Annotated in this window: 19 protein-coding genes; 6 read left to right on the plus strand and 13 right to left on the minus strand. The window is 40.5% G+C overall.

The features are described from left to right. Positions 1–2: 2 nt before the first annotated feature. The 3 genes from ID165_RS07980 to ID165_RS07990 form a co-directional block, all read right to left on the minus strand. Positions 3–2,204, minus strand: coding sequence for a peptidase domain-containing ABC transporter (locus ID165_RS07980; RefSeq protein WP_192349833.1), 2,202 nt, complete (start codon positions 2,202–2,204; stop codon positions 3–5). Positions 2,205–2,206: 2 nt separating this feature from the next. After that, a complete protein-coding gene (locus tag ID165_RS07985; protein ID WP_192349834.1) occupies positions 2,207–3,187 on the minus strand; it encodes a 6-bladed beta-propeller in 981 nt (326 codons plus the stop codon). 542 nt (positions 3,188–3,729) lie between these two features. Further along, positions 3,730–5,292 (minus strand): cysteine peptidase family C39 domain-containing protein, encoded by a 1,563-nt coding sequence (locus tag ID165_RS07990; protein WP_192349835.1) that lies wholly within the window; start codon positions 5,290–5,292, stop codon positions 3,730–3,732. Positions 5,293–5,430: 138 nt separating this feature from the next. On the opposite strand from ID165_RS07990, the gene ID165_RS07995 reads away from it, so the two are divergent. After that, positions 5,431–5,658, plus strand: coding sequence for a helix-turn-helix domain-containing protein (locus tag ID165_RS07995; protein ID WP_192349836.1), 228 nt, complete (start codon positions 5,431–5,433; stop codon positions 5,656–5,658). Between the two features lie 42 nt (positions 5,659–5,700). Here the strand turns inward: ID165_RS07995 and ID165_RS08000 are convergent, their stop codons facing one another. Both ID165_RS08000 and ID165_RS08005 read right to left on the minus strand, forming a co-directional pair. Then, positions 5,701–7,239, minus strand: coding sequence for a hypothetical protein (locus ID165_RS08000; RefSeq protein ID WP_192349837.1), 1,539 nt, complete (start codon positions 7,237–7,239; stop codon positions 5,701–5,703). Between the two features lie 569 nt (positions 7,240–7,808). Then, positions 7,809–9,371 (minus strand): vitamin K epoxide reductase family protein, encoded by a 1,563-nt coding sequence (locus ID165_RS08005; RefSeq protein ID WP_192349838.1) that lies wholly within the window; start codon positions 9,369–9,371, stop codon positions 7,809–7,811. Positions 9,372–9,508: 137 nt separating this feature from the next. On the opposite strand from ID165_RS08005, the gene ID165_RS08010 reads away from it, so the two are divergent. Next, complete coding sequence (locus ID165_RS08010; protein WP_192349839.1) at positions 9,509–9,796, plus strand: helix-turn-helix domain-containing protein; 288 nt, start codon at positions 9,509–9,511, stop codon at positions 9,794–9,796. A gap of 311 nt (positions 9,797–10,107) precedes the next feature. On the opposite strand, the gene ID165_RS08015 is transcribed toward ID165_RS08010, so the two are convergent. The 3 genes from ID165_RS08015 to ID165_RS08025 form a co-directional block, all read right to left on the minus strand. Continuing rightward, entirely contained in the window at positions 10,108–10,554 is a 447-nt protein-coding gene (locus tag ID165_RS08015; protein ID WP_192349840.1) for a DinB family protein, read from the minus strand. A 5-nt stretch (positions 10,555–10,559) separates the two neighbouring features. Then, positions 10,560–11,387: an N-acetylmuramidase family protein gene (locus ID165_RS08020; RefSeq protein ID WP_192349841.1), complete on the minus strand. Its 828-nt coding sequence runs from the start codon at positions 11,385–11,387 to the stop codon at positions 10,560–10,562. 76 nt (positions 11,388–11,463) lie between these two features. Continuing rightward, positions 11,464–12,858: a DEAD/DEAH box helicase gene (locus ID165_RS08025; protein ID WP_192349842.1), complete on the minus strand. Its 1,395-nt coding sequence runs from the start codon at positions 12,856–12,858 to the stop codon at positions 11,464–11,466. Between the two features lie 190 nt (positions 12,859–13,048). Between ID165_RS08025 and ID165_RS08030 the strand changes: the two genes are divergently transcribed. The 4 genes from ID165_RS08030 to ID165_RS08045 all read left to right on the plus strand — a co-directional run bounded on the left by ID165_RS08030 (position 13,049) and on the right by ID165_RS08045 (position 18,317). Continuing rightward, positions 13,049–14,125, plus strand: coding sequence for a carboxypeptidase-like regulatory domain-containing protein (locus ID165_RS08030; protein WP_192349843.1), 1,077 nt, complete (start codon positions 13,049–13,051; stop codon positions 14,123–14,125). Positions 14,126–14,327: 202 nt separating this feature from the next. Next, entirely contained in the window at positions 14,328–16,196 is a 1,869-nt protein-coding gene (locus ID165_RS08035) for a gamma-glutamyltransferase family protein (protein WP_192349844.1), read from the plus strand. 56 nt (positions 16,197–16,252) lie between these two features. Next, positions 16,253–17,707 (plus strand): amidohydrolase, encoded by a 1,455-nt coding sequence (locus tag ID165_RS08040; protein WP_192349845.1) that lies wholly within the window; start codon positions 16,253–16,255, stop codon positions 17,705–17,707. Between the two features lie 115 nt (positions 17,708–17,822). Further along, complete coding sequence (locus ID165_RS08045) at positions 17,823–18,317, plus strand: GyrI-like domain-containing protein (protein ID WP_192349846.1); 495 nt, start codon at positions 17,823–17,825, stop codon at positions 18,315–18,317. Positions 18,318–18,502: 185 nt separating this feature from the next. On the opposite strand, the gene ID165_RS08050 is transcribed toward ID165_RS08045, so the two are convergent. The 5 genes from ID165_RS08050 to ID165_RS08070 form a co-directional block, all read right to left on the minus strand. After that, entirely contained in the window at positions 18,503–18,691 is a 189-nt protein-coding gene (locus ID165_RS08050; RefSeq protein WP_192349847.1) for a hypothetical protein, read from the minus strand. A 152-nt stretch (positions 18,692–18,843) separates the two neighbouring features. Continuing rightward, positions 18,844–20,511: a hypothetical protein gene (locus ID165_RS08055; protein ID WP_192351372.1), complete on the minus strand. Its 1,668-nt coding sequence runs from the start codon at positions 20,509–20,511 to the stop codon at positions 18,844–18,846. A 286-nt stretch (positions 20,512–20,797) separates the two neighbouring features. Beyond that, positions 20,798–20,968, minus strand: coding sequence for a peptide-methionine (S)-S-oxide reductase (locus ID165_RS08060; RefSeq protein WP_192351374.1), 171 nt, complete (start codon positions 20,966–20,968; stop codon positions 20,798–20,800). A 3-nt stretch (positions 20,969–20,971) separates the two neighbouring features. After that, entirely contained in the window at positions 20,972–21,217 is a 246-nt protein-coding gene (locus tag ID165_RS08065; protein ID WP_192349848.1) for a hypothetical protein, read from the minus strand. 9 nt (positions 21,218–21,226) lie between these two features. After that, a complete protein-coding gene (locus ID165_RS08070) occupies positions 21,227–21,769 on the minus strand; it encodes a class I SAM-dependent methyltransferase (RefSeq protein WP_192349849.1) in 543 nt (180 codons plus the stop codon). Positions 21,770–21,826: the final 57 nt, after the last annotated feature.

Here is a 21,826-nt window from a genome sequence, read left to right on the forward strand (position 1 = left end):
AACTAGTTTTCTCTAATTTTTTCCAGTTCCAATTGATTTTTCACCAGATTATAATACACACCAGCTTGTAAAACCAATTCTTCATGGGTTCCTGTCTCCTTAATTCTCCCTTCATCCATCACGATGATCTGGTCTGCATTTCTTACCGTACTGAGCCGATGGGCGATAATGAAAACCGTCTTCCCTTTCAAAAATCTATTTAAATTTTCCATTACAATACGTTCATTTTTGGCATCTAAGGCAGAGGTTGCTTCGTCAAAAAAAAGAATCTCCGGATTTTTATACACTGCACGGGCAATAAACAGACGTTGCTTTTGCCCGGTACTGATCCCTACTCCCTCATTCCCAATTTTAGTATTGAATCTAAGGGGTAGGGATTGGATAAAGTCATAGATATTGGCAGTCTGGGAAGCCACGACCAGTCGATCGAGGTCGATCACTTCTTCTCCCACCGCTATATTTGAGGCAATGGTATCATTGAATATGTAGCCTTCCTGCATTACGACTCCACAATGGTCTCTCCAGCTCCGGGGTGAGATGGAATCAAAACCATGTCTCCCATAGCGGATTTCCCCCTTAGTCGGTTCGTAAAATTTAAGGAGGAGTTTCATCAGAGTGGTTTTCCCGCATCCGCTGGCCCCCACTACTGCTGTGATCTTTTGCGAAGGAACACACAGGCTGAGTTCTTGGAGGACATTTTCATCAGCTCCCAAATACCGAAAACTGAGCTTTTCAACACTTAAATCCTCCCCGGGTATGATCTCATGGACTAGTTGCCTGTTGCGGCTTTCCTCATCTTCTTTGTCGTGGATCTCGTTGAGCCGTTCCAAGCTGATCTTTGCATCCTGATAAGTACGCACAAAGCTCACGATACCCATAATCGGACCGTTCAACTGGCCGATGATATACTGGAGAGATAACATCATACCCAAAGTAAGCTGTCCCTCTATCACCAAAAGTGCAGAGGCAAAGGTCACAAAAATATTTTTCAGCTCATTGATTACAGAAGATCCGACACCTTGGGTCTGCTCCAAAGCGAGTGTCTTGATAGAAACATTGAAGAGACTGGCCTGCACAAACTCCCATTTCCAGCGCTTTTGGGTTTCGGCATTGTGTAGCTTGATCTCCTGCATGCCATTGATCAACTCGATTACGGTACTTTGCTCCTGGCTAAGCTGGGCAAAGCGCATGTAATCCAGCTCTTTTCTCCGCTTTAGGAAATAGAGAATCCATAGGATATAGACTACGCTTCCTCCCATAAATATCAGGAAGATCATAGGGCTGTAATACATCAGCACCCCACCGAACACAAAAAGGTTAAAAAAAGAAAAGAAGGTGTTCAATGCCGTGCCTGTCAGCAGGTTTTCTATCCGGCTATGATCTCCGATTCGCTGCATAATATCCCCGGTCATCCGCGTATCAAAGAAGGAAATTGGCAGGTTCATCAACTTGATAAAAAAATCGGATACCAGAGAGATATTGACTCGGGTACTGAGGTGTAGCAGAATCCAACTCCTAAAAACTTCAACACTTGTCCGGCCAAAAAACAACATCACCTGTGCTATCAATATTAGGTAGATAAATCCTACGTCCTGGTTTTGAATCCCAATATCAACTATACTCTGGGTCAAAAATGGAAAAATCAACTGGAGAAGGCTACCCACTAACAAACCAATACCCAGTTGAACGATCAAGCTCTTATACTTGAACAGGTACTTGAAAAGAAAACCCAATGAGCGCTTATCCGCACTCTCCCATTTCATTTTTTTGAATCTGGGGGTGGGTTCAAGAAGCAAGGTAATTCCTTCCTTACTCTCTTCCGTGGCATTGTTACCTATCCACCGGGAGATAAACTCTTCTTTCGTAAGGTGAATTAACCCATACGCCGGATCTGAAAGATAAACCTTCCCCTTATTGATTTTATATACTACCACAAAGTGGTTCTTGTCCCAGTGTACAATTAAGGGCAACTGAGCCTGCTCCAACCTTTTAAAATCCAGTTTAGCACCTATGGTCTTAAAACCAATTGCTTCTGCTGCATCACTAAGCTTAAGCAAGTTGCTTCCGGATCGGGTAGTCTCGGATAGGGTTCGGATTTCCTGGAGAGAGATCAGCTTGCCGTAGTGCTTTGCAATGATTCTCAGACAGGTCGGCCCGCAGTCCTTTGAGTCGGGTTGTTTATAAAATGGAAATGAGACTTTCAAATTTACTTTAATTCAACTATTCCAATTGAAGGATTTAATTCTTCTGAAGAACTATCAAAAAAAACTCCTTCTTGAATAAAATAAAAAATGTCATTAGCTAAGTCTAAAGGCTTTAACTGAAGGCGATTTCCCTGTTCATTCAAGATCCCCCTTTTAAAATTGTAACCAATTCCGTTATCTATATTATATATAAATAACATAGGAATTTTATTTCTAGAATATTGACACAGCAGGTATGAAGTGGAGTACATTACATTATAAAGATCAATTGTCTTAACATCATCACTAGACATAGTAGGGTCTTCAAAATTAAATTTCATTATAGGCACTACCGAATCTGCATCAATCTTATATAACGTATCTCTAATAAATTTTTCACTAATTAACACTGGGGTATACAGAAACAATCCGTTATTATTTTTAGAAATATAATTCTTAGTTGTAAAGCCTGAATACGTATTTTTCTTATGAATTTCAGTCCTAAAAAGGACACTATCTATAAGATCAAGAGATGTATTCAAACTATATACAAAAGTCTGACTAGAGTACCCTGTTCCTACCTGAATTCCACTTTTTTTAGATATTACTAACGGCTCACTCCCTTCAACACTTAAATATTGAATAAAAAATGGGAATTTTTTTTCTTTAATAAACTCATGTTCATTTGAATAAACTTGCAATTTTCTCTGGGAGCCCAAATATATCAATCCAGAATTATCAATTGCTACTGAATAAGCTCTAGAATATTCTTCTGGGCCATCACCTAATTTACCTAAAATATTCAAGAATTTCCCCTCTGAGTCAAAAATCAAGACCTTTCCACTCACATCTCTCACATATAAGTTCCCATTTGAATACTTAACTTCCATAATTGATGTCAAATAGGAACCATCGGTTGTTTCAAGCTGAATATATTTTATTGACTTTGCTAAATCCTCTATCAACAATTCTGAATCAGTATCAGGAATATCAATCGAATGCAAATCATTCGAAATAGAGTTCGAACACGCTGCACTTAAATAAAGAAAAACAATACAAACAATTAATAGTTTAAAACTAGAAGGAAACAAAATTAAATTCTTAAACCTATATTTCAGCATACCAAAATATTAATATTTTAAAATAAATTCGATATTATTAACCCAGTAGTTAAATGGTAAGCCATCGAACTGATGGCTTACCATTTAATTATGAAAATTAATCAAAATTTTACGCCTCGACGCAACTAACATCCTGATCAATAGGACATCCAGAATCGTCTACGGGGTCTCCATCAGTCATTACAGTAAAAGGTTCACCTCCATTGCAGGTACAATTATAAAAAGTACCTCCAATAATAGTAGCTAATTGAGTACGATCAAGTAACTCCTCAGGAAACAGATTCATTTTTTTAAAATTAGAATTTTTCATGCTAATAAAATTATTATTATAAAATTTCCCAGACAAATTAGGGCACCTGGGAGTATGCCCATCCGTCGCGACCGAATATTTTTAGGACAAATACAAGCACACTTGTATTTGTAACTTAGACAAGTATAAATTTCAAATCCATCACTTTAAATTCACTAGGAAGCTCATAACCATTAATAAACAGGGTCGGCGTATAGGAAATCTGTTCTTTATTGCACCAGTCCTCCATTTCTTTCACCCTTTCTTCTTGAAGCCTAAGCTCTCCATTCATCGGATAGTTAGCGGCAAATCTTCCATAATCTTTTTTCTCTGATCCGTACCAGTCGTCCAACGCCTGGCGGGTAAGGTTTGAATCACCATTACTTTCTATAGCAAGTAAATGCCGAACTGTTTTTTCTTTTTGCTCATCTCCACTCGCAGGTGTAAAAATGATCTGAAGGTCTATATTTCCTCTATCAACGAGACTTTCCAATACAGGATGAACCCAGGCACATGGGGCACAGTATGGATTGCACACTTTAATAACTTGGTATTTAGGTTTTTCACCCTTCAGTAATATCCCAAGCCCCCGAGGCTCACTCTTGATCTTTTTCGATCGCGAAAGAGACAATTCAAACAATTCCTTATTGCTTTTGAGTTTGGCAAGTTCTCTTTGGGTTTTATAGACTTTATCCCGTAGTCCAAGCATTGGTTTAATCAAAATGCCTCCCAAGATCACCCCTGTTAAAAGTAAAAGAAACGAAGAGACAACAAACACATCAACTCCTCCTGACCGAAACGCTCCACCCAGTACTGTCAGAACCTCCATTACCAGCACTCCCTGAATCATCAGGCAGAACCTGCACCATTTTTTAATAACTAGAGCCTGATAATAAAAGGAAGAGATCACCACCGGAATGGTCGCTATACTCAAGTAAGCAAGGAATGTCACAGAGGATAAGCCTGAACTTGCTAGCAAACCTGTCCCGGCAAAGAAGTAGGCAAAGGCCAGCAGACTTGGGTTAATCCGGCCGTCCAAAATATGAAAGGCCTTTGAATCCAGCACGGAATTGCAATCCACGCTTTTTCCCCCAGAGCAGAACTTTTGAAGGATAGAGTTTTCCTTATCAAGTGAATACCACAGTAGTATACCCGAAATAGACAATCCCAATAACTTAAGCACAAAATAAAATAGGGATAATCCCGAAATTCCATTTTCCACTATACCAAACCCTAACCAAAGCAGGAGGCTAGCCGCACATAGCATTGCCACGCCTTTGATGATTCGCTGATTCCGGATCTTTTGATTGATTTCCGGTTCTGCTGCATCTTCCCCAGCTTCTACCAATAGACTCACACCCGTCCAACTCTTCAGAAATTCCAGTCTGGATACATCCTTTTGTTTCCCTTGTTCATCAAATACGGAAACCATTTTTTCAGAAACAGCCGTGACCACATTAAAGTAGGTACCATTAGCCTGTGAAACCTGTACAATTCCCGGAAGAGGAAACTCATCCAACCAGTTCGATCCCAGCTTGGCAGCCATAGACTCCACTCCATACTCCTCTAGCGTATCCGATATAGCAAGCAAGCTGGGATATTGGGGATGGGTGAGAATCTTTTCCTTCAGGAATTGCTGGGTAAAAGGCGCCCTAAGCGACTCCAATACTCTCTTACAAATGACCAAACAGTTATCCATAGACTGGTAAATAAAAATTCAACTAAAACTCTGTTGTTTAAATAGATTGGATGAATTTGGGAATTACGTTTTTAAAACACTATACCGTATTTACTAAATTTCAGTAAATTTTTACTATCCCAATTAACCTTTTACCCCATGAAAATTGGACATAAATTGAAAAAAGCCAGAGAATCCAAAAGACTAAGCAAGCAGGAAGTATCGGATCGCTTAGGAATTTCCCAAAAAATACTATTCAATATGGAAAGTGGCAAAACACAACCTTCTGTCCTCCAATTGGCCGCTTTGGGGGACATTTATAAGATAGATATACTGAAATTATTATCCGAGAGCGGAATACATTTATCCCCCCCGCAATCTCTCTGAGGCCGATAAAGAAATATAAAATTGTTCTTATCATATTTTAGGTTATTGTTTTGGAGGTGGTGGGGGTATTGAAGATCCGGATTTCTTGTTGTTTTCCCTTGGCGGCAAATTAGACACATCGTTTTCCTCAAACATGGATAGTGGTTTCGCTCTCTTATTTATTATTCCCCCGTCTTTGGCAAAAAGAAAATAGTGAGGAAATTCCCCTTCCCATCCAAACAACAAAGCGAACTCTTTCTGCAATATGGGGCCTGGCTCACCCACAACCACAAAGCAGTTTTCCTTTTTTAAATTGTATTTCTCTACAATATTGAGCCATTTTGTTTTATCATTTTCGAAAAATAGCCAAATAGGTCGTACTTTTTTGGAGTTGTCCAAATGTCCTGTTTTTGCATATACAGACATCTCTTCCAGACAGGGCTTACACCATGATCCTGAAAAATCAAGTAATAGATAGGGCTGGTCTGTTGTCTTAAACAGCTCTTCAAAAACAAGTTCTTTGTCATTCACATCAAACAATCGGGCACTTCTAATTGCATTGTTTATATATCCCGATTTTTCAATCCCCTTATTGGGGTTTTGATTTGCCTTAATTGCATATTCCTTAAAAGCCGGGTACGTCAGTCTGTCAATAATGCCTGATTTTTCTTCTACGCTTAACATTCCGTCATTAAAAAGACTTAGGATTGCATACTGCTTAACGGTATCATTACAGCCATTGAACTTTTCAATAATAGATTGTGCATCTAGATCCATTTCCTTGAAAAAGTGATAGATGGCTTCATATTTCCCCCAGGTCATGGGGTCATCATAAGCATTTTCTTGCACACAAGAGTATTCAAGGATGTTTAGTACACTTTTTTCAATAGCATTTTTTAAAGATTCGTCTTTTGTATTAATATAAAGATGCTTAATCCTGTAAATCAATTCTCGTGAAAACCGGTCAGCACCACTTTTTTTTACAGTTCCAAAAGTAGAACTGTCATGTTTCAGGTTGGGGTGATCTTTGTAAATCAGCACGGTACAACTATCAGTCATGTTCATTAGGCTTTCTGTAGACAGGAATTCAGCCATTCGGTCAGCCGTTTCTATATTTTTGAGAGAACCGTAAATATTGTCCAAATATTTATCGAACAAGGACCGGTGACCTCCATTTCTATGTGTAAAGAATACATTTCCATGATTAATGTGTAGGGTGTCCTTGTAGACTGTCTTTGTGTGTAGCAAGGTTTCAAAGTCCATGTTTAAGCTGTCTCCCGGCTCAATATAAAAAAAACTAAAATCTAAGGACAAATAAACCGGCTTATCTATGGCAACTTTTATTTCTGTTTTTAGATTGGTTGTAGTATCAATAGTGTTTAGTGGGGGAGGAACATACCTAGGATTAAAAAACAGTGGATTATGTTGGCCAAGAGACAAATATTTCCTGTCAGCATTTTTTTTGAGGTTTATTACAATTGTTGTGTTATAGATTTCCGGCTTTTCATCAGAGAGCACTTCGGCATTCTGCGAATAACATGAAACACACCAAATAAACAGGTATGAAAGAATGGAAAGCGTCTTATAAAAATCAGGTAGCATATTTATTAGAGTAAAGTGCTTGTCTAAAGAACTGAACATCTAGCAAGCCGATGTTAGTGCAATAGAATCTATATAAGCGAAGATCCTAACTTGTACTAAAGCCAACAAAAGAGACTGCTCCGGGTTCTCTTGGTCAATTTCTTTTGCTGGCAGTAATTACAACTAGCACCAATAGGTAGAACCGTTGTTATATGAGCCGCCGTCACAGCAGTAGTTATGGCAACTTGTACCACCGACACTAGAGCCACATGTGCCATAGCCATAGCTACCACTATTATTTGCGTGACAATATTGGGTGCAATTATTCGGACAAGGGTTGCCGTTGTTGCCTCCTGGTGTACCTGAACCGGAACCACTTCCACCCATCACTCTTTTTAACTGCTCTCTGCTTAGCACCTCTGCTCCTGCAAAGTTGATTTTACCTAATCTTAACTTTTTCATAATTTGGTTTTTTTAAATGTTTAAAAACTGTATTTAACCTCCCAGACCTGGCGGAGCACCTAGGAATATGCCCATTCATCGCGACTGAATATTATTTACTTCCCAACTGGAAAAATTGAAAAGTTGATTTAATCAAGTAAGTACTTTAGATAGTCTACGTTATAATCTTGAGGCAACTCATACCCGTTAATAAACAAGGTTGGTGTATAAGAAATGTTTTCCTTAACACACCATTCCTCCATAGCCATCACTTTTTCCTCCTGTTGTATCAGTTCACCGTTCATTGGATATTTGGCAGCAAATGCACTATATTCTTTCTTTTCTGCTCCATACCAGTCATCCAAAGCTTGGTGCGTAAGTTTTGAATCACCTTTACCTTTTATTGCCAATAAATGCCGAACAGTCTTTTCCTTTTTCTCATCCCCGTTACCCGGTGTAAAAAGAATCTGAAGATCTATATTCCCCTTTGTAAAAAGGTTTTCCAATACTGGATGTACTTGGGCACATGGGGCGCAATAAGGATTGCATACTTTTATGACTTGGTGTTTCGCATTTTCTCCTTTCATCAATATTCCAAGCCCATGAGGATCATTCTTGATCTTTCTGGACCGCAAAAGAGACAATTCAAATAACTCCTTGTTGCTTTTAAGTTTAGCCATTTCTCTATTGGTGCTATAGATCTTATCCTGTAGACCAAGTAGGGGTTTGATCAGAATCCCTACTAAGATTATTCCAGAGAATAAAAACAGAAAGAAACCGACTACAGACACATCAATTCCGCCTGACCAAAATAGTCCTCCAGATACAGCCAGAACTTCTAATATTAACACTCCCTGAATCAGCAAACAGAAACTACACCATTTCTTGATTACAAGTGACTGATAATAAAAAGAGTAGATCACCAACGGGAGGGTCGCTACACTTATCCAGGCAAGAAATGTAATGGATGAGAATGCTGATCCTACAAGCAAAACCGTCCCTGTAAAAAAGTATGCGAATGCCAGCAGACTTGGGTTGATTCTTCCTTCCAGCCATTGGAAAGCTTTTGAATTCAGAACCTTATTACAATCTACCTGCTTACCTCCCAAGCAGAACTTTTGAAGGGTAGGATTATCATTGTCCTGCTGGTACCATAGTAGGACAGCCGAAATGGACAATCCCAATAGTTTAAGAACAAAATAAAATAGGTGTAATCCTGAAATCCCATTTTCAATTATCCTAAGTCCAAGCCAAAACAAAAGGCTAACTCCAGAAACTATTGATATACCTTGGATGATACTCTGATCCCGAATCTTTTGGTTGATTTCCGGTTCCGCCGCATCTTCTCCAGCTTCTACCAATAGACTCACACCTGTCCAACTCTTTAAGAAATCCAGCCGGGATACATCCCTTTGCTTTCCCTCTTCATCAAATAGTGATACTAAATTTTCAGAAACAGCCGTGATCACATTAAAATAGCTGCCATTAGGCAGCGATACCTGAACGATTCCCGGTAGAGGAAAGCCATCCAGCCGATCCGACCCCAGCTTGACCGCCATAGATCCAACCCCATACTCCTCTAAGGTGTCTGATATACCAAGTAAGCTGGGATATTGGGGATGGGTGAGAATTTTTTCTTTAAGGAATTTGCCAGTATAAGGCACCTTAAGGGCTTCCAGTAATCTCTTGCAAATGACAAAACAGTTATCCATTGAGAAGAAATAAAAATTCAACTAAAATTTTGATGTTTAAAATGATTCAATAAATTTGAAAAATAAGTTTTTAAAAGACTATACCGTATTTTCTAATTTTCAGTAACTTTTTACTAACCCAATTAACCTTTTAAGCGATGAAAATAGGCCATCAATTGAAAAAAGCCAGAGAATCTAACAAACTAAGCCAGCATGAAGTGTCCGACCTTTTAGGCATTTCACAAAAGACACTATCCAATATAGAGAGCAACAAATCCCAGCCGACTGTTGCACAACTTGCTTTGATGGGAGATATTTACAAGTTGGATATTCTAAAATTGTTATCCGAAAACGGAATCCATTTATCCCCCTCTCGCAATCTCTCTGAAGCTGAAAAAGAATTACAAAACCTGAAAAATGCACTGGGAAGAATTATTGGAAAATAAAGTCTCTCCTTGCTGAGAAAAGGTTATGGCTATGTAAGATAAACTACTACAGAAGGGAAATCACCTCTAAAATTCCAATTTGTAGAACTCTTCAAGGGTTAATATTTGAAAATAAACGCACTTACGTTAACGAACCCTTGAAGAGTTTTTTAGGATAAAAGTGTTTTGCTTGACCGACATCTCATGACCTGCCTGGAACGGCAGGCAACCTTGGACTTATGGTAATAAAGGCTCAAGACTTCTTTTTACCTAGACTGATTTGATCCCCTGAACAATGCAGTCTGAAGACTGCATTGCATTCTTAGTCTACGCTACCTATCCAGAAGCCTTCTATGGTAATTTATTTGGCCTAAATGGTAGTTGAAATGGCCATAAAGGTGTATTAGAAAATAACTGTGAGACATTTTTGATCCAAATACTTTCAAAGGATAGTCTTTGTCAAGCATTGCTTCATCCAAACCTTCCAGACTGGCTGTCACTATGCCTTGTAATTTCTCCACCATATCCACCAATTCAGATCTGGGGACACCCTTGCCGGAAAATTCAAATTCCCGATTGCGGATGTAGTCAAACCCTCCTATTTCTTTGCCTACAAAGTGAGACATATTTCCCAGCAGATGAAGACAAAGGTTGCCCGCTGAGTTTGCAATACTGTGGTCTATTTTCCACAAGTTTTCTTCGTTGGAGTAAGCTTCGATTTCCTGTTTCAGTCGATCTGTATCCCGCTCAAAAAGTTGTATTAATTCTTCAATTGTCATATTTGTTAAAATGTAGAGTATTTCAAATAGGCTTTAGCCATTTTTTCATCATATTTATTCTGAGCGTATGCAGGGCCATTATAGCAGTACGCAAATTTTGCCCAGTTTTTATCTTGTAGATACGTCAAGCATCGATTTTTGAGGATATATCTACCAAAAGCTTCCAAGTGATTTCTTTCATGCAGGTGCATTTCATCTACAAACTGCTGAACAGATTCATAACCAAGGGGTAGTGCATGAAATCCCATAACCTGATAGCTTCCCCATGATGCAGAAGCAAGTGCAGCTTCTTTGAATCCCGGATCAGTGGAAATCGAAATTGCCTGCTCCAAGCGCCGGTACTCTGCTGTACCTCCCAAGTAGTGTTTTTTGACAAAACTCTTATGCAGTACACTTTTGTTGGAAGAATTGGCGAAATGCTCCGGATCAATGCCTCTGGCTTTTAACTGCCTCCAGAAAACGTGCCCCTCGAAAAGAATCTTGGGTCTGCCATCTATTAAAAATCCTTTCCCCGAACTTTCTACTTCATTTACAGCTTTTACTGCAGCAAGTTCCAGTTGATATTTAGTTGCGAAATCAATGAGATCCTGCTCCCCAAGAAATACATCACCAAATACATCTGCAGGTTTTGTTTTGTCAATGAGCAGAGTCCAGGTTTTTACTCCCACTACCCCATCGACTACGAGTTGCTCCTTTTTCTGGAAGTCTTTGACAGCAGTATCGGTTTCAACTCCGAAATATCCTGATGCGGGAATCTCATAGCCAACCTTTCCGAGAAGCTCCTGTAAAAATGAAACAGATGAGCCCCTTGATCTCAGTCTTATAGTTTGCATTGCTATATCAGTTAAAAATAAAAAGCACTTCAAGTTAACTGAAGCGCTTCATATTAGCAATTACATTTATTACCAATTATTCAGGATCAATCACATTTTTACGCATTCCAAACTTACTGGCTTTCATTGCTTTTGGCTCAGAAGGATCCTTCGGTTCAGTTGGTTTTTTTCCCTCTATTGGCTTAGCTTGCCCTTCAATATTCGTCTGGCTTTTAGAATTTTCTCTTTTTGGAAATGGCTTTTTATTTCCTCCGGAACCTGATTTCTTATTTTTGCTGAGTGTTGGTTTTTTCTTTGAACCAAAGTCAGATTTGCCTTTTTCAGCAGTTCCTGTATACACCGGTCCTGCTTCAAATCCTTCCGGCAAAGGCATTTGAGGCACTTTCATCCCTATTAGTTTTTCTATTCGGTCAAACTTATGCTGATCCTTAGGATTGACGAACGTAATAGCAGCGCCTTTAGCATCTGCACGGGCGGTACGCCCTACCCTGTGTACATAGTCTTCAGGGTCAGATGGAGTGTCATAATTAATCACCAATTCTATTCCTACCACATCGATGCCGCGGGAAATAATATCTGTTCCTATCAGAATTTTCACTGATTTATTCTTGAAGGCAGACATGATCTTTTCCCGCTCTACCTGCTCTAGATCTGAATGAAATGCCTCTATATCAAAATGCTTTTTCAGCACTTTATACAGTGATTTCACTTTATCCTTAGTCGAAGCAAAAATTATCACTGCTTCGTAAGCTTTCTGAGAAAGAATATTTTTGACTAATTCCTCCTTCTGCGTATCATATACAGAGTACATTGACTGAGTGACTCCTTCAGCAGTTTTTCCTATTGAAATGGATATCTCAGAAGGATTATTCAGAAACTTCATGCTGAACTGCCTGATCTTCGGAGGCATGGTGGCTGAGAAAAGGACCGTTTGACGATCCTTGGGAAGGTAATTGACTATTTTCAGAATATCATCTGAAAATCCCATATCCATCATCCTGTCCGCTTCGTCAAGAATCAAATGTTCTAGCGATGTCAAGTCGATTTTACCTCCCGCCAGCAGAGCAATCAGTCTACCGGGGGTAGCTACGATAATCTCTGCACCTGTTTCTAGAGCCTTTTTCTGTTGCTCCCATACGATGCCGTCCCCTCCTCCATAAATTGGGATAGAGCTTATTCCCAAGAAATAGGCAAAACCCTGGATTTGCTGATCTATCTGTATAGCAAGCTCACGAGTCGGAGCCAGAATAAGTGTATTCAGTGTACTGCTCCCTTTTTTGCTTATTTTATTAAGGATAGGAAGAATAAATGCGGCAGTCTTGCCTGTTCCTGTCTGGGCACAGGCGATAAGATCCTTGTTTTCCATAATGACCGGAATGGCCATTTCTTGGATTGGAGTTGGTTTTTCGTAACCCATTGCGTCCAGTCCTTCCTGGAGCGAGATTTCGAAATTAAATGCTGAGAATTCCAAATTGTGGTGAGTGTAGTATTATAAAAAGCAGGCAATACTTTTTCGCCTTCCCAAATATAACCCCTAAATGTACAGAAACACAAATACATGGATTTTTAGAAATCAAATTACTTTAATTCCAAACCTTCTCTAAGATTAGGGTTGGTTTGAATCCTTCTTTTAGGCTATATTTCATTGAAATTGATAAATCATGGTTTACTTTAAACTCCAATACAGGATTATCTTGTTATTCAGATGCTTTTTCATTCTGTTTTTCACTGACCCATTGGTGATTAATGGGCAGAATTTTGGGATTAGGGGAAAGCTACTTGATGCCGAAACCCAAAAAACCATAGACAATGCGAATATTAATCTGAAGGGCTCAGACATTAGTGAAGTCTCTGTGGGAGGAGGCTATTTCAAATTAGAAAATATTACCAAAGGCAGGTACACACTTTTCATAAACGCTAAAGGATATGTACATTATGAGCAAGTAGTTAATCTCAAAGATGAACTGGACTTGGGCACAATATATTTGCTAAAACAAGGGGCTTCCGGGACAGGTGCAGCTCTGAACCATACAATCAGAGCTACCAACATCACCAATCTTTTCAATGAAAGGCCTAACCTGATGGGCGGCAATATGATCTACGGCATCGCACCCGAGCCTACCCAAGTAGAGGGTGATAATTACCTGGATTCCAAGTGGAATACTGCCTCTATCCTTCTCTATAGAGATAATAAAATGCTTGAAGGATCAAGAGTCCGTTACAACATTACCTCCAATCTGTTTGAGCTATTGAATTCTGAGACACTAAAAATCAGCACAATACCGGGAATTCGCGTTCAAAATTTAGTTTGGGTGGATTCTGCGCACAGGGTTCCACGGTATTTTGTCAATGGAAAAGATTTCTTGGATGAGGGAGCTCCAATTTCAGGCTTTTTTGAAGTGCTGGTGGATGGTGAACTACCGCTTATGAGAAGAACTATAGCCATTTTCAAAGAGTCCAATTACAATGAGGCCTTAATGATAGGCAATAGAAACCATCAACTAATCAAGCGGGATCTTTATTATTACTTGGTAGGCAGGGATGTGATAGAGGTGCCCACCAACCGGAAAAAGCTTTTCGGAATCTTCGGGCAAAAAGCCGAAGAAATGAAAGAATATGTCGATTCAAATGAGCTTTCCGTAAAAGATCCAAAAACCTTGTTTCAGCTGTTCACTTTTTATAATGCCAAATTTCCTGATTTCAAACCGGTAATGACAACGCTGGTAAAATATAACTAAACCGTTTTCCCAATTCATATGAAATCGAGCATGAGGAAAAACCTCACACACTGGAATGATTATCAGCTATGCGAGATTCCATATGGCCTTTAAAAATCAATTTATAATCATATGAAATCGAGCATGTCGAAGACGACACACAGAGGGATGATTATTCACACGGCGAGATTCCATATGGCCATTGAAAAACAATTATAAACATATGAATAAACTTTACCTTATCACTTTATTCTTCATTACTTGCCAACTCCAAAGCCAAGGACTTCCCGGTTTGGGAGCAGGAACTACCCCTAATAACAAACCCATATTACATGGCAAACACTGGGTGGCAATCACAGGAAAGCCTCTTGGTGCGACTGCCGGATCGGCTATTTTTCAGCAAGGCGGTAATGCCGTAGATGCGGCCTGCGCCATGATTGCAGCCACTTCAACTATGTGGGATGTGCTTTCCTGGGGCGGAGAAACACAAGCCTTAATTTATAATCCACACACTAAAAAGGTGATTGCCATCAATGCGTTGGGCTATGCCCCCACAGGTGCCACAGTAGATTTCTACAAATCCCAAGGCATGGATTACCCTCCGCAATATGGCCCCTTGGCTGCGACTACCCCGGGAACTCCGGGCGGAATCATGACCATGCTGGCTGAATATGGCACCATGAGTTTGGAACAAATTCTAGCACCTTCCATGGAACTTGCAAAGGGATATCCCATAGAAGCGCAAACGGCAAATGCTATAGAATCCCAAAAAACGAGAATCAAACAATGGCCCTATTCTAAAAAGATCTTCCTTCCTCATTTGGGAGAAGCTAGAGAAGCACCGTCGGCAGGAGAAATTTTCGTACAGGAAGACCTTTATCAGATGCTGGCTAAATTGGTGGAGACGGAAAAGGGAGCTTTAGCGAAAGGCAAAAGCAGAAAAGAAGCCATTTATGCAGCTTACGATAGATTTTACAAAGGAGACATAGCCAAAGAAATCGTGAGAGGAACCCGTGAACAAGGAGGGCTTTTCACTGAGACAGATTTGGCAAACTGGAAAGTGAAAATCGAAGAACCTCTTCATGTCAACTACAAAGGAATAGACGTCTACAAACTTCAAGAATGGACCCAAGGGCCTGCATTGCTGCAGGCATTGAATATTTTGGAGAACTTTGATCTGCAGCCCATGGGCTACAATTCTGTCAATTACATCCACACGGTATATCAAGCAATGAGTTTGGCCTTTGCCGACCGTGATTTTTACTATGGAGATCCTGCTTATGTAAAGTCTCCCATGAAGGGGCTCCTTTCTAAAGCGTATGCCAAGGAGCGTGCAAAGCTAATCGGAGAACTAAATGACCCTAAGATCAGTGCAGGAGATCCCTATCCTTTCCGGAATGAGACCAGCCCTTACAGAGAATTGCTGAAGAAGAATCAAGCGGCTATGGCATCACTTTCACCGGATCAGATTAATAGCACCTTAGATGAGCAGTTTATTGCCGACTTTCATAGCGGCACCACTTCTATAGAAACTGCCGATGCCGAAGGCTGGGTAGTTTCCGTGACACCCAGTGGCGGATGGATTCCAGCCGTGGTAGCCGGGAATACAGGAATTGGGCTGTCCCAGCGTATGCAGAGTTTTGTGCTGGATGAAACGATAAGCCCTTTTAATCTGCCCGAACCCGGAAAAAGACCCAGAGTGACACTTACGCCCAGCTTGGCAATGAAGGACGGTAACCCTTTTCTTTCATTTGCAGTCCAGGGAGGGGATTCCCAAGATCAAAATCTCTTGCAACTATTTTTGAATATCGTAGAGTTCGGGATGGATGTGCAGGAAGCAACTGAAGCACCAAATTTCAATTCTTATCAGATGCAGAGCTCTTTTGGAGATCATGAAGTCCGCCCGGGGGCTATCGTACTCAGAGAAGATACACCAGAATGGATCAGAAAAGAACTCTTAAAAAGAGGCTATAAATTAGAATTTTGGAATAAGACTTCAGGTCCCATTAATGCGATTTGGTTTGACCGGAAACATGGCAGTTTCTGGGGAGGATCCAGCGATTATGGAGATGATTACGGAATTGCATGGTAAGATATATGCACCCCCAGAATAGCCTAATCTAAATATCAACCCATAAACTTACAAAAGTGAAAAAAAACTATTTTAATCTTTTACTCATCCCTGTCCTCTTAGTTACGGGGAATGTTATAGCGCAGAAAAAATCCAAAGCTGACCCGTTAAAAGCTGAGGTGGTTAACTCTGTGGATTCACGTTTTGAAGCCTTGACAGACCTGAGTGATAAAATATGGTCCTTTGAGGAGATTGCTTTCCAAGAAACGCAATCCGCTGCAGCATTGTCCGATTATGCTGAAAGTCTGGGCTTCAAAGTCACCCGGGGGGTGGCGGAAATTCCCACTGCTTTCGTAGCAGAATACGGAAGTGGTTCTCCCATTATAGGGATCTTGGGTGAGTTTGATGCGTTGCCTGGCTTATCGCAAAACACCGTGCCGACCAAAAGCCCCCTGCATGAAGGTGCTCCTGGGCACGGATGCGGACATAATCTATTCGGAGTTGCATCTCTCGGAGCTGCCGCAGCCATCAAGGATCTGATGGATGAAGGCAAAATCAAAGGAACCGTACGCTTCTATGGTACACCGGCAGAGGAGAAATTCTTTGGCAAACTATGGATGATCCGTGCAGGGCTTTTTGACGATGTAGATGTAGTGATGGACTGGCATCCTGCTGCAGAAACAAAAGCTGCCGTTCAGAAAGGATTGGCTCTGGTGGATTTTCAGGTGGAATTCTCCGGTCAGGCAGCGCATGCATCGGCAGATCCTTGGAATGGAAGAAGTGCTAGCGATGCATTAGAGCTTTATACTACTGGGATAAATTACTATCGGGAACACATCAAGCCTACCGTGAGAATCCATTACCATATTCAGGATGCAGGTCAAGTAGTCAACGTAGTACCTGATTATAGCAGAATATGGGTGAGAGTTCGTGATTCCAGCAGAGATGGATTAGAACCTGTATGGAAACAGGTAGAGAAAATGGCCGAAGGAGCTGCTATTATGGCCAATGTGGATTACAAAGTGAGTCTTATTTCAGGGATCCATGAAGTATTGGTCAACCGTACCGGATCAGCTGCTTTGCAAAAGAATCTGGAAGCACTTGGTCCGATCACATACACCGAAGAGGAGCAGGTTTTTGCAAAGAAAATCCAGGAAAGCACCGGCAAGCCTCAAATAGGTTTGGTGTCTGAAATCAAGCCTATGGAAGAAACTGCAGAACATTCCATGGGTGGATCGACCGATGTAGGAGATGTGAGTTATGTAGTCCCTACAATACGTCTAAGTGCCACTACTGCGCCAAATGGCACGCCTTGGCACTCCTGGGCCGTGGTAGCTTCCGGCGGGATGTCTATCGGGCATAAAGGAATGGCCTATGCAGCAAAAGCCTTGTCGATGACTATGGTGGATTTATTCCAAAGTGCAGAACTCAGAACTGCCGTAAAAGAAGAATTTAAGGAGAAAAAAGGAGATTATGTCTACAAAGGAATTGTACCCGATGGCCCTCCTCCTATTAACTCCAATTTGCAATAATACAACCGTTCAGTAAATTTAATGTATGTACCATTCCTATTCCATTTCAGACAGGAAGAAGTCAAAGCCTGATCTGAAATGGGTGGAATGAAATTTCCTTTTCTAAGAGCAGAACATGATCAGTCCAACTATCATCACACTTCCTGAGACAAAACTCGTTGGGATAAAGAAAAGAATGAGCCTTCTGAACAATCAGACAGGACAGTTATGGAAGTCGCTTATGCCTAGAAAAAAGGAAATCCGGCATAACATCTCGGGTGAATTTTATTCCGTCGAAGTGCATGACTCCCTCTCCTACTTCGATTCTTTTGATCCTGCCCGGGAATTTGAGAAATGGGCGGCTGTAAAAGTGGAAGATGTTGTGTTTGTTCCGGTTGGTATGGAAAAGCTGGTTATTCCAACAGGACTTTATGCTGTGTTTCCATTTAGGGGATCCGAGAGTGAAGTTCCTAAAATGTATCAATACATAATGTCAGACTGGTTACCCAATTCAGTGTACGAACTTGACCATAGGCCTCATTTTGCATTGATGGGAGAAAAGTATAAAAACAATGACCCGGATTCTGAGGAGGAATTCTGGGTTCCGGTTAAATTAAAGCACAATGAATAAGGCTATTACAGCTAATTTTAGCTAGTTAGATTCCTGAAATCCCAATGCTATCATCTTGCTTTTTTGATTTCTGAGAACTGTCACATTAATCCGATTTCCGGTTGTGCAAGAGCATGCATAGCAAACTAAATGAGATTGATCACTTGCTATTGAAATTACTTTTGCCCCCTTTACTCCTTCTTCATTCAAATAACCCTCAACTGCTTGTAGGATTTCTCCATCTGACCTCCATCTGACTCATGGGCACTATTATACCATGGATCAGTACAGTGAGTTTGTTCCCAGTAGAATTCCACGGGATTTAACGTGTTCTCTTCTTGGCAGCCTTGAAGAAAAAGGAAAAGTAGAAGCGGAAGGGTTAGAAAATGTTTCATGTGTTTATAATTTGATCCTTAGCGGTCACATGGAATCTCGCATGGGAAATAATCATTCCAGGGTGTGTCTCATTCGACAGGCTCGATTTCATGCTCAGTCTTTTTTCCAAAAGACGACAAAATTAGGATGAGTGCTACTATTCTCCTGATTTTTAACCGAATAACTTCTCCAAAATCTTATAGGTAATCAAATAAGTAGGTCTTACCCCTTCCATTCCCAAAGCCCCTGATGCCAGTGTACTTCCTGTTTCCAGTGGATTGTCCGACGCATAATAAGCATAGAGAACCTTCACGTTGGAACGTATGGATTTACGGATTTTTGATGCGGATTGAATTGCTTTCTGGTAATGTGCTCCTTCCATTTCCAGACCTACTGCTTTCCAGGATGACTCCATAAAGTAGGTGAGAATGTCTTTATTCTGAAGTGAAGTGCCCAATACTGAAATCATAGTTCCTGAGTACACCCCAAGTCCAAATCCTTCAAAGTCAGACTTTTTCAATTCATTTTTAAATGGATAATTATCCGCTGTACCTTCAAATACATGGGCATCCGGAATCATAAGATCGCCTTTTCCCCCATAGAGTATCCCTGCTTTTCCCATGATTGAAGTGGATACCACATTCAAGGGAATTGTCTTTTCATCCTTATTGTAAGGCTTAAGCAGCTCATCAAAACACTCATATGCCTGTTCTCCGAAAGCATAATCCATCACCACAAACACGGGTCTCTTCTCCTTTTCCTTTGGTAGTTTCACGCCGGGGATCAACTCATCCTTCTCCAAAAGAGCCGTATCAATGAGCTGGGCACCGATGTTTGTACCTGACTCATCCGGAAGGTTGGTGAAGCCGTGATTTGCGGCATACTTATCTATAGCTGCACCTTTGTTGTTTTTTGCTTTTACCGAGATGTCCATCACCACATTTTCAAGTGCTTCGTAGTCTTTCAGACCGAGCAGTTGCGTTCCATAGATGGTGTTGGCTACAGAGTGAAGATTGGCGGATATGATATGTATGGGACGCTTCAGCAAATCATGCTTATCAAGCGCAATCTTTATTCTTCCCGCCCACATCTCTCCATAGACGTGATGTCCTATTCTCTCCCTTAGAGTAGTAGAAAACGATATTTCACGATCCAAGTGTTTGGTAGCTTCTTCCTGCGCCAGTTTCCCCATGTGATAAACAATGGAAAATAGGCTATTGGAATTACTGCTTTTCTCAAATTTATCCACCGCATGTACCGTCTCCTCGTAAGTTCTGCCAATAAGATGACTCAAATAAGCACTTGCGGCTTCCTTTTCAAACTCTTCACCTGCTGCTTCCTTCTGCACAAACTCCTCCAGCATAAGCCAGTTGGTAGAAATCTTGCCTTTAGCATCAGTGCTGTTGTTATAGATTTTATTTGACTCTATGTATAAAAATGTCAGGTGAGTCAGAATATCATAGATATCAGAACGGCCACGGGTCATTTCCACATACATGATGTGCTCGTCCAATCTGTAGCAATTTCGCTTACGCTTGGCAGGCACAATAGCCTCCAACTTAGATGTTTCGTATCCCTCACGGCTAATCAGTCTTACAAAGCGGCATTCTTCTATTCCCCTTGGCAGTCGCTCCATCACATAGAGCAAACCATCCAATTCCATCTTTTCATGATCCGTAACCAATCCATAAATCTCAGGACTCAATACACGGAGGGCATCTACCAAACTTTCACCCGACACCCCCATAGGCTTGTAGCTGCCACGGGTAAAAAGGTGCCTCATCGTGATGTACAATCGTTCAATCGCGGCTCTGGATTCGTGTGCTCGGGTTCTTTTCATCATAAGTGCAAATGGGTTCTGCTAGACAAAACTAGTAAATACTATTTTAAGCGCTCAGCAAAGAATTTTTTCAACTTATCTATTTTAGGTTTGATTACCAACTGGCAATAAGGCTGACAGGGAAATCACTTTTAATTTTCTAGATAGAAATAATGCCACCCTTCGGGGGTATTACACAAAATAAAGACATTTTAAGCTATAATCTTATTATCCCAGTAGCGGGCATGCTCTTCGGGATTAAAATCTGAAGCATTGAAACATTTATAGAAAATGTTGGATTACCGCTTCATGTTAACCCCAAAGGAGGTGAAATGTATTTTAAAAAGCGATTTCTCCTGTAAAGCTGAGCTCCGTTCTGATTATAATAATCTCTGTGATATTCTTCGAGGCGGTAAAACTTAATGAGAGCCGAAACCTCAGTTACAATTCGATCGTCAAAAACCTTAGGTAAATGAATCTATTAAAGTTTGTTTGGCGGTAATATCTGCAAAGAACTAGTCTTGTAAGTATCTCTCACTTCAAGACTACCTATCCCATCGATACTTATTAGTCCCTCACGATACAAAATCATAGCTTCCCTGTTCACTTCTTCAAGAAATTCCTCCCAGTCCTCAGGAAACATCTGCTCTACTACCTCAGATGTGAGAAAACCCTCCCCTTTTTTACGTCTGAGCATGTCTAAAATGGCTGTTCGGAGTACTTCCATAGCTGAGATTTACTTGCAGACCATCACAAATGCGGGAGGCAAATTTTTAAGGGTAAAGCTCGTGTTCACATCCCCAAAATATTTTTTGAATAGATTCTTCAACATATAGGAATAACAAACCTGAATAAAACTTCCGCTGTGTGTAAGCGCTGTTTTACTCTGTGCCAAAATCTGCTTCCTAACATCAGGGGCAATAAAACTGAAAGGTAAGCTAGAAAGTACATAATCCGCCTTTCGGCCTTGGATATACTTGCCTATATTTTCAGCTGAATCGTTTATAATTCGGACGTTTGGTTGGGGAAACAACTTTTCCATGGTACTACAGAAAGATTTGCTGATTTCGAAAACTAAAAGCTCTGTTTCAGGATCCAATTTATCCACTATCCCTTTGGTTATACTTCCGTCCCCACCTCCCAATTCAATAATCAGTTTGGCTCCCTTAAAATCTACATGTGTAAGCATTTTTTTAACCAATGTTTTTGAACTGAAAGTCAATGCTCCAGTGGTTCCCAGGTTGGAATAAAGCTCCAACAACAAATCCGATTTACCCATATAATAATTAATTCTCTTCTTGAAGATACCTGATTTTGCCCTATCTTTTCAGTCCAT

It is taken from the genome of Algoriphagus sp. Y33 (genome assembly GCF_014838715.1).
GTDB lineage: Bacteria > Bacteroidota > Bacteroidia > Cytophagales > Cyclobacteriaceae > Algoriphagus.

Coding starts and splice junctions, on each gene's coding strand:
- ID165_RS07990 (WP_192349835.1), bottom strand. CDS start 5,292: ATGGATAACTGTTTGGTCATTTGTAAGAGAGTATTGGAGTCGCTTAGG.
- ID165_RS07995 (WP_192349836.1), top strand. CDS start 5,431: ATGAAAATTGGACATAAATTGAAAAAAGCCAGAGAATCCAAAAGACTA.
- ID165_RS08000 (WP_192349837.1), bottom strand. CDS start 7,239: ATGCTACCTGATTTTTATAAGACGCTTTCCATTCTTTCATACCTGTTT.
- ID165_RS08005 (WP_192349838.1), bottom strand. CDS start 9,371: ATGGATAACTGTTTTGTCATTTGCAAGAGATTACTGGAAGCCCTTAAG.
- ID165_RS08010 (WP_192349839.1), top strand. CDS start 9,509: ATGAAAATAGGCCATCAATTGAAAAAAGCCAGAGAATCTAACAAACTA.
- ID165_RS08015 (WP_192349840.1), bottom strand. CDS start 10,554: ATGACAATTGAAGAATTAATACAACTTTTTGAGCGGGATACAGATCGA.
- ID165_RS08020 (WP_192349841.1), bottom strand. CDS start 11,387: ATGCAAACTATAAGACTGAGATCAAGGGGCTCATCTGTTTCATTTTTA.
- ID165_RS08030 (WP_192349843.1), top strand. CDS start 13,049: ATGGTTTACTTTAAACTCCAATACAGGATTATCTTGTTATTCAGATGC.
- ID165_RS08035 (WP_192349844.1), top strand. CDS start 14,328: ATGAATAAACTTTACCTTATCACTTTATTCTTCATTACTTGCCAACTC.
- ID165_RS08045 (WP_192349846.1), top strand. CDS start 17,823: ATGATCAGTCCAACTATCATCACACTTCCTGAGACAAAACTCGTTGGG.
- ID165_RS08050 (WP_192349847.1), bottom strand. CDS start 18,691: ATGAAACATTTTCTAACCCTTCCGCTTCTACTTTTCCTTTTTCTTCAA.
- ID165_RS08055 (WP_192351372.1), bottom strand. CDS start 20,511: ATGAAAAGAACCCGAGCACACGAATCCAGAGCCGCGATTGAACGATTG.
- ID165_RS08065 (WP_192349848.1), bottom strand. CDS start 21,217: ATGGAAGTACTCCGAACAGCCATTTTAGACATGCTCAGACGTAAAAAA.
- ID165_RS08070 (WP_192349849.1), bottom strand. CDS start 21,769: ATGGGTAAATCGGATTTGTTGTTGGAGCTTTATTCCAACCTGGGAACC.